At 62.7% G+C, this 11,359-nt stretch carries 11 protein-coding genes; 4 read left to right on the forward strand and 7 right to left on the reverse strand.

All coding sequences use genetic code 11. From position 1 onward, the window contains the following. Positions 1-108: 108 nt before the first annotated feature. Positions 109-825: a TVP38/TMEM64 family protein gene (locus tag ACKODO_RS03910; RefSeq protein ID WP_408982141.1), complete on the reverse strand. Its 717-nt coding sequence runs from the start codon at positions 823-825 to the stop codon at positions 109-111. Between the two features lie 11 nt (positions 826-836). Further along, positions 837-2,315 carry a dihydrolipoyl dehydrogenase family protein gene (locus ACKODO_RS03915; RefSeq protein WP_408982142.1) on the reverse strand — a complete coding sequence of 493 codons (1,479 nt, stop codon included), beginning with the start codon at positions 2,313-2,315 and terminating at the stop codon, positions 837-839. 686 nt (positions 2,316-3,001) lie between these two features. Between ACKODO_RS03915 and ACKODO_RS03920 the strand changes: the two genes are divergently transcribed. Beyond that, positions 3,002-3,649, forward strand: coding sequence for a glycosyltransferase (locus tag ACKODO_RS03920; RefSeq protein ID WP_408982143.1), 648 nt, complete (start codon positions 3,002-3,004; stop codon positions 3,647-3,649). 3 nt (positions 3,650-3,652) lie between these two features. Here ACKODO_RS03920 and ACKODO_RS03925 read toward each other — a convergent pair whose 3' ends face one another. Continuing rightward, the gene (locus ACKODO_RS03925; protein WP_408982144.1) at positions 3,653-4,708 is read right to left on the reverse strand and encodes a metallophosphoesterase family protein; all 1,056 of its coding nucleotides are present in this window, start codon (positions 4,706-4,708) and stop codon (positions 3,653-3,655) included. Between ACKODO_RS03925 and ACKODO_RS03930 the strand changes: the two genes are divergently transcribed. From ACKODO_RS03930 to ACKODO_RS03940, 3 genes are read left to right on the forward strand one after another with little or no spacing between them, the layout of a single operon-like run. Then, positions 4,668-5,531 carry a phosphate/phosphite/phosphonate ABC transporter substrate-binding protein gene (locus tag ACKODO_RS03930; RefSeq protein WP_408982145.1) on the forward strand — a complete coding sequence of 288 codons (864 nt, stop codon included), beginning with the start codon at positions 4,668-4,670 and terminating at the stop codon, positions 5,529-5,531. The two genes, ACKODO_RS03925 and ACKODO_RS03930, sit on opposite strands and share 41 nt — an antisense overlap. 44 nt (positions 5,532-5,575) lie before the next feature. Further along, entirely contained in the window at positions 5,576-6,385 is an 810-nt protein-coding gene (gene phnE / locus ACKODO_RS03935; RefSeq protein ID WP_408982146.1) for a phosphonate ABC transporter, permease protein PhnE, read from the forward strand. After that, positions 6,382-7,068 carry a phosphonate ABC transporter ATP-binding protein gene (locus ACKODO_RS03940; RefSeq protein ID WP_408982147.1) on the forward strand — a complete coding sequence of 229 codons (687 nt, stop codon included), beginning with the start codon at positions 6,382-6,384 and terminating at the stop codon, positions 7,066-7,068. Before phnE ends, ACKODO_RS03940 begins: the two co-directional genes overlap by 4 nt. Positions 7,069-7,087: 19 nt before the next feature. Here ACKODO_RS03940 and ACKODO_RS03945 read toward each other — a convergent pair whose 3' ends face one another. From ACKODO_RS03945 to ACKODO_RS03960, 4 genes are all read right to left on the reverse strand, one after another. Next, positions 7,088-8,035 (reverse strand): radical SAM protein, encoded by a 948-nt coding sequence (locus ACKODO_RS03945; RefSeq protein ID WP_408982148.1) that lies wholly within the window; start codon positions 8,033-8,035, stop codon positions 7,088-7,090. 356 nt (positions 8,036-8,391) lie between these two features. Beyond that, positions 8,392-9,939 carry a bifunctional metallophosphatase/5'-nucleotidase gene (locus tag ACKODO_RS03950; RefSeq protein ID WP_408982149.1) on the reverse strand — a complete coding sequence of 516 codons (1,548 nt, stop codon included), beginning with the start codon at positions 9,937-9,939 and terminating at the stop codon, positions 8,392-8,394. 99 nt (positions 9,940-10,038) lie between these two features. After that, positions 10,039-10,668: a uracil phosphoribosyltransferase gene (upp, locus tag ACKODO_RS03955; protein WP_408982150.1), complete on the reverse strand. Its 630-nt coding sequence runs from the start codon at positions 10,666-10,668 to the stop codon at positions 10,039-10,041. A gap of 53 nt (positions 10,669-10,721) precedes the next feature. Beyond that, positions 10,722-11,359: DUF1688 family protein (locus ACKODO_RS03960; RefSeq protein WP_408982151.1), on the reverse strand; the 638-nt coding region annotated here is incomplete at its 5' end.

Raw genomic sequence — 11,359 nt, forward strand, 5'->3', positions numbered from 1 at the left:
CAAGCACAAAGCCAAGTGAAACACCGAGCCCAAGGGCCTGGCGACGATCAGGTTTCGGCGGGCTGTTGCGCATGAATGCGATCTCCACAGAATTCAAAGGATTTGTCTTCACGCATTCCGGCCCTCGAAGCGCTTGCGCAGAGGGATTGCGGCAAGCGACAGGACGGCGAGCCCGACGAGCCCCGCGATGATCTGGGGTGTCAGGATCGAACCCGGCGTGATGGCACCCCCCTGATCCAGAACCGAACCCAGCCCCGCCCCGGCGAGCGAGAAGACAGCGGTGCCGGGAATGATCCCGAAAAAGGTGGTGAGCACATAGGTCAGCAGCTTCACGCCCACAAAGGCCGGCACGAGATTGACAAGGAAGAACGGAAAGAGCGGCACGAGACGAAGCACGAGCAGATAGGGCCCGGCATTGCGCCGGATGCCCTCCGCCAGCTTCGCCGCCGGCGCTCCGAAACGATCCAGCGCGTTCTCGCCAAGGAGCGCCTTGGCGAAGAGGAAGATCAGCGTCGCGCCGATGGTGGCACCGGTCACGGTCAGAAGGGTTCCGAGCGTGGCGCCGAACAGGAATCCTCCCGAGAGGGTCAGGAACACGGCGCCCGGAAAGGAAAAGGCGACAGCCACGACATAGACCGCGACATAAGCAAGGCTTGCGAGCCCAAGGCTTGCCTGCACCCAGGTCTTCAGCGCTTCGCGGTGGGTCTTCAGGGTGTCGAGCGAGAGATAGCTCGCAAGGCCGGACCAGCGCAGCAACAGAAATGCCCCGATGGCCGCGAGTACCAGCCAAAGCCGGCGGTCTTTCAGGAGAGTGGAAAGTGCCATGCCGGTCTCTTTCAGGGCAGGAAACGTTGCACAAACCCGACCAAGCGGCGGGTGAAGGCGCCGAAAAGCTTCGGCGTATAGTAGCTGCCTGCTGCCCTCTTCGAAATTTCAGAGAGGGTGGGATAGGGCAGAACGGCAGACGCGATCGCGCCGATCTTCAGCCCGGCGGAGATGGCGAGGCCCCATGTGCCGATCAGCTCGCCGGCCCGCGGGCCAACAATCGTCGCTCCCAGAATTCGGCCCTTCGGCCCGAGGATGACCTTGGCGAGGCCCTCGGTCGCCCGTTCGGCCTGCGCGCGATCATTCGATGCAAAGGTCCAGCCCAGAACCTCCACCTTATGGCCGGCCTTGCGGGCTTCGGCCTCGGTCAGCCCCGCATGGGCGAGTTCCGGGTCCGAATAGGTCACCCAGGGCAGGGCCTTGTAATCCACCCTGGCCGGGAGCCCGAAAAGGGCATTCCGGATGACGATGCCGGCATGATAGCCCGCGATATGCGTGAATTGCGGTCCACCAGCCACATCACCGATCGCAAAGACCTTGCGGTTGCTCGTGATAAGCCGCGCATCGACCGTGATGCCCCCCGGCGTGAAGGCAATACCGGCCGCATCGAGCCCGAGATTCTCGATATTCGGGCGCCGCCCTGCCGCGATCAGGATATGGCTGCCCGAAATCGCCGGGCCATATGCGCTCTCGCCCTCCAAAGTGACCGTGACCGCGCCATCCGCGCGCCGGACTTCGCTGACACCCACCTTCTCGACCAGCCGCACGCCCTCGTTCTGCGACGAAGCGCGGACGACCTCCACCGCCTCCGGTTCATCCTTCGCAAGGATCCCGAACTTCTCGATGACCGTCACCTCCGAACCGAGACGCCGGAAGGCCTGGGCCATCTCGATGCCGATCGGCCCGCCTCCCACCACGATGAGATGCTGCGGCCGTTCCCTGAGGTCGAAGATCGTCTCGTTGGTGAGGTAACCCGCCTCGGCAAGGCCCTTGATCGGCGGCACGGCCGCCCGCGAGCCGGTGGCGACAACGAAGCGCCGCGCCTTGATCCTTTGGCCACCGGCCTCGACCGTTTGCCGATCAACGAACCGCCCCGCCGCCCGGATGACCATGACTCCCAGGCCTTCGAACCGTTCGACGCTGTCATGCGGCGCGATGGCGCCAATCACGCCGTGGACATGCTCATGCACTTCAGGGAAGCGGACATCCGGCTCTGCGCCATGGATGCCGAAACTTCCACCGATCCGATGGGCATGAGCCATATGGGCCGCGGCAATCAGCGCCTTGGAGGGCACGCATCCCGTATTCAGGCAATCCCCGCCCATCTCGGCCTTTTCGATGAGCACCACCGAAGCGCCCATCTGCACCGCGCCGGCCGCCACGGATAGTCCGCCCGAGCCCGCACCGATGATGCAGAGATCCGCGTGAAGGACATCGCCGCGGATGTCAGGGCGCTTCGGCGGCAGCGACGGCAGACCAGGACTAACCATGGAAACTCCGGGACGGACTCAAGACCTATGCTGACTTTTTCGAAGGGCCAGGCAATGCCGTTACGGGGCCTTCCCATCACGGCTTCGTGTGCCTTTCGTGACGGTTCCGCTCCGCGGATGCCACGATCGACCCCCGCCCGATCGAGAAGACCTGATTCGTGGAACTGCACTTTCCGGGCATCGTCGGGAAGACATGATGGGAGGCCGTGTCATGATCTTCGATCGAATTCACCTGTCTTGACCCGGCGCAGCATCGGCATTCCTGACGGAAGAAACAGGACCGGCCAACAACAAGAAGTGTTGAAATTCCGATTTTTTCGTTTGTCCGGTCGGTTGCAACAGGTTCGAACCGGAATTTGTCCGATGAACGCTGATCATCATGACCTTCTTCCCTGGAATCGTAAAAGGATTTGCGCCGGGGGGCTCGCAGCGAAAGTGGCATGCCGATCTTTGAAAGCGTTGGGCTGAACTCTTGAATCTGGCGGCATCACGCCGGGCCAGGAGACGGAATCCGGCCCGAGCTGTTCTTGTTTCTGCCAAGCGCAGGGCAGAAAAGGCTGTAACGGAATCGGCGGGAGCAGCGAAACTCTATCGCAACCGCACGCGGGTTCGATGAGAGCGGCACAGGGTGAAAAACAGTGCCGGCTGTCGCGATCACACGACAGGACCAAGTCAGGCGAGGCCAAATGGCAGTTCCATCAATTCCGCACAAGACGCCCGTTGCCCTGGCGGTCTGGCGACCGGCGCGGGTGCCTGAGCCCCTGATCAGTGTCATCATTCCCCTGGCAAGCGGTGAAGCGGAGCCTCACGGATTGCTCTCGGCCATGCCGGACGATGTGGAGATCATCCTTGCGCGGGGCGGCACGCGCGCCACAAGCATGAACCACGCAGCCGCAATCGCCAAGGGGGCGCATTTCTGGTTCGTTCATGCCGATACGCGCATCAAACCGGAAGCGATACAGGCGCTCCTCGGCAAGCTGCCACGTGAAAAGGCCACCCTCTGTTTTGACCTGCGTTTCGACGGCGGGCTGTTCATGCGCCTCACCGAACTGGGTGTTCTGGTCCGGTCACGGCTCTTGGGCCTTCCCTTCGGCGATCAGGCTCTCTGCCTGTCAAGGAACGCCTTTCGCGCGCTCGGCGGATATGATGAGCGTGCGATTGAGGGCGAAGACCACCTTCTCGTGCGCAAGGCCCATCGTGCAGGACTGGCTGTCGAACCGGTTGGCGTGACAATTCTCACCAGCGCGCGGAAGTATCGCCGGAATGGCTGGTTTCGCACGACATGGCTCCATCTGCGACTGACCGTTCGACAGACGGTCCTGCCGCTCCGATAGTGATCATGCCGCGTTGAAGAGCGGTGATATCTTGCCGGCTGGCCAGGCAAATCGCGTCTGGGGAATGGCGAACCCCGTCATGGCGCGTTCGCCCTGCGGCAAAACATCAAGACTCGGCCACAGCCCGGTCACGAGCGCCTCGCGATAGCAGGGGGGCAGCCCTGCCCGGCGCATCGCGGCTTGAGCCGCTTCATGGTCATAGCCGAGCGCGCGATGGTCAATCCAGACCCCGTTTTCGGTCGGGGTGACGAGGCTGAACCAGACGCGGGTCGTTCCATCATTGGCAGGCATGCCGATCACGCCTGGATTATGCCAGAGCCGATTTCCGACCTGTTCCGTGAAGGGAAGGCCGCAATGACCGCCGACGACCCCATCGCAACCGAGCGCATCCAGGCTATCCTGCTTTGCGGATACCGGCGTTCCGGCAAAGATGAACTCGTTGATGGCGCGCGCCGATCCGTGGATTGCAGCGAGGGACCGCTGCCCGATTTCAAGGTCGATCCGCTTGGGGAGGGTTGCGAGCCATTCCCGCTGATCGGCGCGAACGACACTATTGGAATAGGCATACCAACCCGCGGAAAGACGAGCGCAGCTGCTTTCCGGGTCGAAACCGCAGCCGCAATCGTCAGCGCCCGCTGCCAGTTGCTCGTCGCAATTGCCCATCACGACGGGGATACCGGCATCGCGGATCAGGTCGATGGTCTCCACCGGATCGCCGCAATAAGCCACGAGATCACCGGTGCACAGCGTGCGTTCCGCAGGAATGCCTAGTGATCGGGCCTCGGTCAGCAAGGCTTCCGTTGCCTGAAGATTCCCATAAGGCCCCCCGAAAAGGAGCCAGCTCTGGTTGTGCATGCGGTCACCTCTTCCATCAATCTGAACGATATTCGTCCCGGGCGGCTGTAACGTTACGACCGGGCCGGACGAAATCTCCCCTGATCGACAAAGCCATGCCTTGCGAAAAATGCCGAGGCACCGGCAAGGCTCGATCCACCCATCGTTCACAAGGAGCTCATTGATGCTGAACCGCCGAATGCTTTGCCTGACAGCCGGAGCCATGATCGCCGCGCCGCCGGTTCTGCGGGCGCAGGAAACGCGTCTGCGCTTCGCTGTTGGTCCATTCCAACCTACGCCGTCCGATACCCGCAAGGCATTCGAGCCCTTCTTCAAGCATCTCGCTGATCGGCTCGGTCGGCCTTATGAACTGGTTGTCACGAATGACTGGGCAGGGATTGCCATCGCCCTGGCCAACGGGCAGGCCGATCTCGCCTGGATGGGTCCCTGGGGCTATGTTCTGGCGCATCATCAGGGCGGCGCACAGGCCATCGCCACTGTGAAATATGACGGGCGACCCTTCTATCACGCGATCATTCTTGCACGCCCGGGGCTCACGATTGATTCCTGGCCGGAAGGTGCCAAGGGCTTGCGCATCTCTCTTGCAGATGTGGGCTCGACCTCGGGCTGGTTGATCCCGACGCATTATTTCCGGATGCGCGGCATCGATCCGAAGACCTTCTTCCAGTATCGCGATGGGGCTTCCCACCCCGCCAATGTGATGGCCGTGGCGAATGGGCAGGTGGACCTCGCCACTGACTTCGACCGCAATTTCAACAGCATGGCCGATCGCGGCCTGATCAAGCCTGAAGAGGTGAAAATCGTCTGGCATTCCGAACCGCTGCCAAATGATCCATTGGTTGTGCGGGCCGGATTTGATCCCGCAATGACCGCCCGCATCCGGGAGATTGTGACCACGATCTCAGAGGAAGACGCGCGAACCATCATGCCACCGCGCTATACTGGGTGGGTGCAGGCCGATCACAAGGCCTATGGGCTGATCGAGGCGGCGGGTGTCGCCGTTGGTCGCTTGCAGCCCAAATCCTGATGAAGCCTTCGCCTGACCACCCCCATGGCGAAGCAGCAGCGGCTATGCGGGTCGCAACTGCCGCGCTTAACCGAAAGGCGGGATTTCTGCACCGCGCGGCCCAGCGTGCAGCCCTTCTGCCCATGCTGCTGATCGGAGTGGCGTTCTACGCGCTCTGCCTCTTGGTGGCGGAGGTGAGTATCCCACGCCTATGGGAAGGCTTGCCTCGTCTGGTCACGTGGATCGCTCGCTCGTGGCCGCCTGATCTCAGCGAGCTTGATGTTCTCATCCGGCGCGGCCTCGAGACCATTGCAATGGCAACCATCGGCGTTTCATTTGGTGCCGTGATTGCCGCGCCGATCTGCCTGCTAGCCGCACGCAATGTCGGAGCTTCGCCGATCCTGTCGTTTCCAGCGCGATGGCTCCTCAATGCGTTGCGTGGCATCGATTCCTTCGTTTTTGCGCTGATTTTCGTTGCAGCCGTCGGGCTTGGTCCCTTTGCAGGCGTACTCGGCATTGCCCTCCATACAGCTGGCTCGATTGCGAAACTCTGGGCGGAGGCCATCGAAACGACAGATATGGGCCCGGTGGAAGCCGCGCGCATGAGCGGGGCTGGACGTCTGAAGGTGTTTGTGCATGTGCAATTGCCCGATGCCCTGCCGCAACTCTCCTCGATCCTGCTCTATATGTGGGAGTTCAATGTGCGAGCCTCCACCGTGCTGGGCGTGGTGGGCGCGGGCGGTATCGGGCAGGAACTGAAGAACAGCGTCGATTTGCTGCTGTTCGATCGCGTGCTGACCATTCTCGTGATCATTCTGGTGATGGTCACGCTGATCGACCAGTTGAGCGCCTTGCTCCGGAGGCGCCTCTCATGACGCCTGTTCTTTCGGTATCGCGGCTTTCCAAGCGCTACGGAGACTTTCAAGCATTGAAGGATGTCTCGCTGGAGGTCGTAGCGGGAGAGCTTGTGGCAGTTCTCGGCCCCAGCGGCTCGGGCAAATCGACTTTGTTTCGATGCATTAGCGGCCTGACGGAACCGGATTCCGGGCTCATCGAGTTGGACGGAACTGCCTATAGCGGCCTGGGTGGTGATATGCTTAGCCAAGCGCGCGGTCGGATAGGGGTGGTGTTCCAGCAGTTCAATCTTGTCAGGCGGCGCTCAGCCATTGCCAACGTCATGACCGCCGCCCTACCTCAGCTGCCGATCTGGCGCGTTGCTACGGGGATCTATCCGGTGGTGATGATGGACAGGGCCGAAGCGGCGCTGGCCTCCGTGGGGCTGACGGAACAGCGTGACCAGCGTGCGGACACCCTCTCCGGAGGCCAGCAACAGCGTGTGGCAATCGCACGCGCGCTGATGCAGGACAGTCGGATCCTGCTTGCCGACGAACCTGTGGCAAGTCTGGATCCGGATACAGCCCGCCTTGTGCTCGCTTTGATGCAAGAGCTGGCCCGGTCACGCGGTCTTGGAATTCTCTGTACGTTACATCAGCCGGAACTGGCCGCCGAATTCGCGGACCGAACCGTGGTAATGCGCAACGGTCAACTGGCTTCGTAAGCGGCGGGCAGAAGGCTCTTCAGCCCTTCGTCACTCCACAAGCCGCGCCGCCGAGGACACAGAACGTTGCGCAATATCGGTGGTTGAGGGCGACAGATGCGCTGGCCTCGGCGAGCGTCGAACCCATTTCAAAGCGCTCGTCATAGGCAATCAGCGTGCAGGCAACGACCTTGGGACGATCCTCGCCTTTTCGCCGCACGACCATGCGTGATGTTGCGCACATGACATTGTCGGGGGTCTTTTGGAGAATGCCCCAACAGGCTTCCGTGATTTCCGGTGGGTCGGATTCAGGGCTCATTTCCGGAAAAATCACGAGTTGAACCGGATCATCGCAGTTGATGGCGACGCCCTCCGTCTGGAACAGCGCCTTGTAACCCGCTCGAGCCAGGCTGTCCGGTTCCTTGCTCAGGCGACGGCCGGCGATCTCCACCTGGAAGCCCTCGCGGGAGAGGAAGCGCAACCCCTCCATCGCTTTGGCGAAGGATCCCTTTCCGCGTTCAGCATCATGGATTTCCGCCCGGTGGTCATCCAGAGAAACCCGGAACCGCAGCAAGCCTCCATGGGCCGCCTGGAGCCGCCTGAGCGCCTTCTGATAGCGCATCATCGGTCGCATCGCGTTGGTGAGCACGAGCACTTCGAACCCCCGTTCGAGGGTTTCCTCCAGGATGGCGGGCATATCGCGATTCATAAAGGGCTCGCCGCCGGTAAAGCCGATCATCTTCACAGGCAGGCTCTCGGCGCGGATTTCATCGAGATAGTCGCGCACATCCGCGAGGGAGAGGTAAACGAGCCGGTCGTTTTTCGGCGAGCTCTCGATGTAGCAGTTTTGGCACGTGATGTTGCACAGCGTTCCCGTATTGAACCACAGCGTTTCGAGCGATTTCAGGGCAACACTTGCGCGCCGTTGCCCGTTGGCTGTGAGAAACGGATCATCAAATTTGGCTCGGCCGAATGCTTCAAGGTTCATTTCTTTCATTCCGGAACGATGTGGCGCCTGTCTGGAGAGTTTCGAACGCGGGCGTTGTTTCGTTACAGCGACCGGTTAACGAAGGCGGGATGTTCCGGGCTCTCCGTCCCGCATGGCACCGTCCATCGACCGCGGACGATCCGGCCGCGGCGTCACCGGAGTGATCGGCACCCGCCGGGTCCGGTTGAAATCCGTGAGGATTGATGGCCTCGAACCGGACGCGGACAACAAAGCCGGCCGGGCCGTATGAAGGCTGGAGCGTCTTCTGACGCGGTTGGGTCATGCGCTGCAGCGGCGAGGGAACTGGCGCATCCGGCGGGCGGGAAGAGGTCGACCGATCTGGCGCGCGTCGAACTTTACTTCGCGACGATCCGCCCGTCGACCGAGCTGTTGACGGTGCCGAGCTTGCGCACATGCACCATCACGACATTGGCCATCAGCGTGCCGTCGGTCTTGCCGATCAGCGTGCGCCCGCGCCCCAAAGCCGCATAGCCGTCGCCCCCGCCGAACATGAAGTCGTTCGAGGCAACCCTGTATTTTCCGGCCGGATCGATCGGCTTGCCGCCAACCTCGATCGAGAGCACGCGGCTGCCCACGGCCGCCTTCGGATCATAGGTGAAGGTAAGGCCCGAGACCTGAGGAAAGCGCCCCGCGCGGTTATCCACCTGCGAAACGCCGTTCTCGAGCGCATCCTTGATGTCCTTGCCGGTGATCTCGATCATCACGGTCGAGTTGCCGAAGGGCAATTCCGACAGGATATCGCGCCGCGTAAGGACGGTGCCGGGGGCGTATTGCCTGTTGGCGCGAATGCCGCCGCCATTGGTGATGGCCACATCCGCGCCGGTGGCGATACGCATCGCATCGGCGATGAGGTTGCCGATCGCCGCCTCCTGGCTGCGCACGGTGGCGGAGCGGCTGTCGAGTGCCACGGCAGTCGTGCCGATCGTGACATCGAGTTCCTTCGACAGGTCCGCCTCGTATTTCCTCACGATGGCGAGCGCAGCCGGATCGGGCTCCGCAAGCGCGGAATCGATCGGGCGGAAAACAGGCCGCCAGGTCACGCTGCGCTTTCCGTCGCGCTCGCCGATGATGCAATACATGTCGATGGCGGTAACGTATTCGCCTTCCTCGCCCGATTCCACCATTGCCACGCGGTTGTCGTAAGAGATGCGCAGATCATGATCGTGCCCGGTCAGCAGCACATCGACGAGGCGCGAGCGCGCGATCTCGAGGTCGCGCGTGAAATCCGTATGCGTCACGGCCACCACGATATCCGCGCCGGCATCGCGCAGGGCTTTCGATTGCTCGCGCACGGCGGCCATTTCATCCGAGAAGGTGAAGCCCTGCGCCGAGGACATCAGCGGCGTGTTGGCAAGCGCCACGCCGAAGACGCCGAGCTTGATCGGGCCCATCTCGAAGATCCTGCGATCCTCATGGCCGGGGAGTGGCGAGCCATCCGCGTTGCGCAGGTTCGCGGCCATGAACAGTGACTTCGCTTCCGCACGGCGCTTGAGATAATTCTCCTTGCCGAAATCGAATTCGTGGTTGCCGGGCACGAAGACATCCGGCGGCACCACGTTCAGGAGTTCCACCGTATGCGCGCCCTGGTCGAAGCCGGACATCAGCGACGGCGAATACATGTCGCCGGCATGCGCATAGAAGCAGGGCACGGGGCCCGCCTTCTCGGCCCGCGCGATGGCCGCCAGCCGGGCAAAGCCGCCCTTCCCGGCCACCTCGCCCATCTTGTAGATGTCGTTGACCAGCAGCAGCCGGAAGGTGGGAGGCGCGCCCTGGCTTGCCGCCTCAGCGAGCGCTTCTTCGGCGCTGCCCGCCATGATCGTTGTCGCCGCAAGCCCGCCCGCAACCGCAATCCTGAAGGCATCGCGCCTGTTGATCTCGCTCATGCTCATGAACTCCGGGATTTCCGCAGGCGCCGGGAAGGCCGCCCTTTTCGCCTTGAATGTAGACCCAGTTCCACGCCTTTTGAAAGGGCGCAAGCCGCCTCAATGCGTGCCGTAGATCCGGTCGCCGGCATCGCCAAGGCCGGGCACGATGTAGCCTTTTTCGTTGAGCTTTTCGTCGATTGCCGCGGTCCAGATCGGCACATCCGGATGCTGGGCCTGCATCTGCGCGATGCCCTCCGGCGCCGCCAGCAGGCAGACGAAGCGGATGTCATGCGCGCCGCGCGCCTTCAGCCGCTCGATGGCCGCGGTGGCCGAATTGCCGGTCGCCAGCATCGGGTCCGTGACGATGATCAGGCGATCCGCGAGATCCTGCGGCGCCTTGAAGAAATACTCGATCGCTTCCAGCGTGTCATGGTCGCGGTAGAGGCCGATATGAGCGACGCGCGCAGCCGGGATCAACTCAAGCATGCCCTCGGCCAAAGCGAGGCCTGCACGCAGGATGGGGGCCAGCACGAGCTTCTTGCCGTCGATCATCGGCGCATCCATCGCCTGCAGGGGCGTCTCGATGCGTTGCGTGGTCATCGGCAATTCGCGCGTCACCTCATAAGCCAGCAGCATGGCGATCTCGCGCACCAACTGACGGAAGCCCGATGTCGACCGGTTCTTGTCACGCATCAGCGAGAGCTTGTGCTGCACGAGGGGGTGTTTGACGATCGTGACGCCCTGCATGGTCCTCTATCCTGCCTGGGAGGGGCCCCTTGGAGAGCCCTGTTCGGCCTCGTTCAAAATACGGTGCCGTCGCTCACGATGCGGAGCGGCGGGCTGCCATCGGGGCGGCGCTCGCGGGCGAGCCTGCGGCCCGTGGCCCAGGTTCCGCCCTCCAGGACGCGCGCCAGCGGAAAATCCGCCTCGGCAACCCCCAAAGTCTCGCGCACCAGGGGCGCGATGTCATCCAGCAAGGCGACGGTGAGCGCCCGCCACTCGATGATGACGGTGGAATACGGAGCATGCGCTGCCGTGAGGATGCCAGGATCCTTTGGCACGATGACTCCGCCATCCAGAAACAGGCCGCCATTCCGGTACTCCGCAAGCCCCGTGAGGCCGTCGATTTCCGTCACGGAGATTCCAGCGGCCTGAAGCGGTTCGATCAGCGAGTAGGACAACCATTGCGAGAGCTTGTGGAGAGGAACCAGTGAGCCGGTCTCGCTGCCATCCTCCAGCAGCGGGTGGCGCCAGGTGTCGCCGAGCGGCATGCCGCCAAGGCTGAGGCGCGACGGCCAGATCGGCCCGAAATGCCGGAGAACCGCCGCGAGAATCTCGGCAGCAGGGAGTTTGATCCGACCGCCTCGCGTCAGCCCATCGAACAGCGTGCCCGGGCGCGCGCGGCCGGCCGGGTCTTTCATCGCGGGATCGGCGAGCA

Source organism: Rhabdaerophilum sp., from assembly GCF_046092605.1.
GTDB lineage: Bacteria > Pseudomonadota > Alphaproteobacteria > Rhizobiales > Beijerinckiaceae > Rhabdaerophilum.

What these genes read in the sequence shown, in the direction of transcription:
- ACKODO_RS03910 (WP_408982141.1), bottom strand. Translation starts at nt 825, where the DNA reads ATGGCACTTTCCACTCTCCTGAAAGACCGCCGGCTTTGGCTGGTACTC.
- ACKODO_RS03915 (WP_408982142.1), bottom strand. Translation starts at nt 2,315, where the DNA reads ATGGTTAGTCCTGGTCTGCCGTCGCTGCCGCCGAAGCGCCCTGACATC.
- ACKODO_RS03920 (WP_408982143.1), top strand. Translation starts at nt 3,002, where the DNA reads ATGGCAGTTCCATCAATTCCGCACAAGACGCCCGTTGCCCTGGCGGTC.
- ACKODO_RS03930 (WP_408982145.1), top strand. Translation starts at nt 4,668, where the DNA reads ATGCTGAACCGCCGAATGCTTTGCCTGACAGCCGGAGCCATGATCGCC.
- ACKODO_RS03925 (WP_408982144.1), bottom strand. Translation starts at nt 4,708, where the DNA reads ATGGCTCCGGCTGTCAGGCAAAGCATTCGGCGGTTCAGCATCAATGAG.
- phnE (WP_408982146.1), top strand. Translation starts at nt 5,576, where the DNA reads ATGCGGGTCGCAACTGCCGCGCTTAACCGAAAGGCGGGATTTCTGCAC.
- ACKODO_RS03940 (WP_408982147.1), top strand. Translation starts at nt 6,382, where the DNA reads ATGACGCCTGTTCTTTCGGTATCGCGGCTTTCCAAGCGCTACGGAGAC.
- ACKODO_RS03945 (WP_408982148.1), bottom strand. Translation starts at nt 8,035, where the DNA reads ATGAACCTTGAAGCATTCGGCCGAGCCAAATTTGATGATCCGTTTCTC.
- ACKODO_RS03950 (WP_408982149.1), bottom strand. Translation starts at nt 9,939, where the DNA reads ATGAGCGAGATCAACAGGCGCGATGCCTTCAGGATTGCGGTTGCGGGC.
- upp (WP_408982150.1), bottom strand. Translation starts at nt 10,668, where the DNA reads ATGCAGGGCGTCACGATCGTCAAACACCCCCTCGTGCAGCACAAGCTC.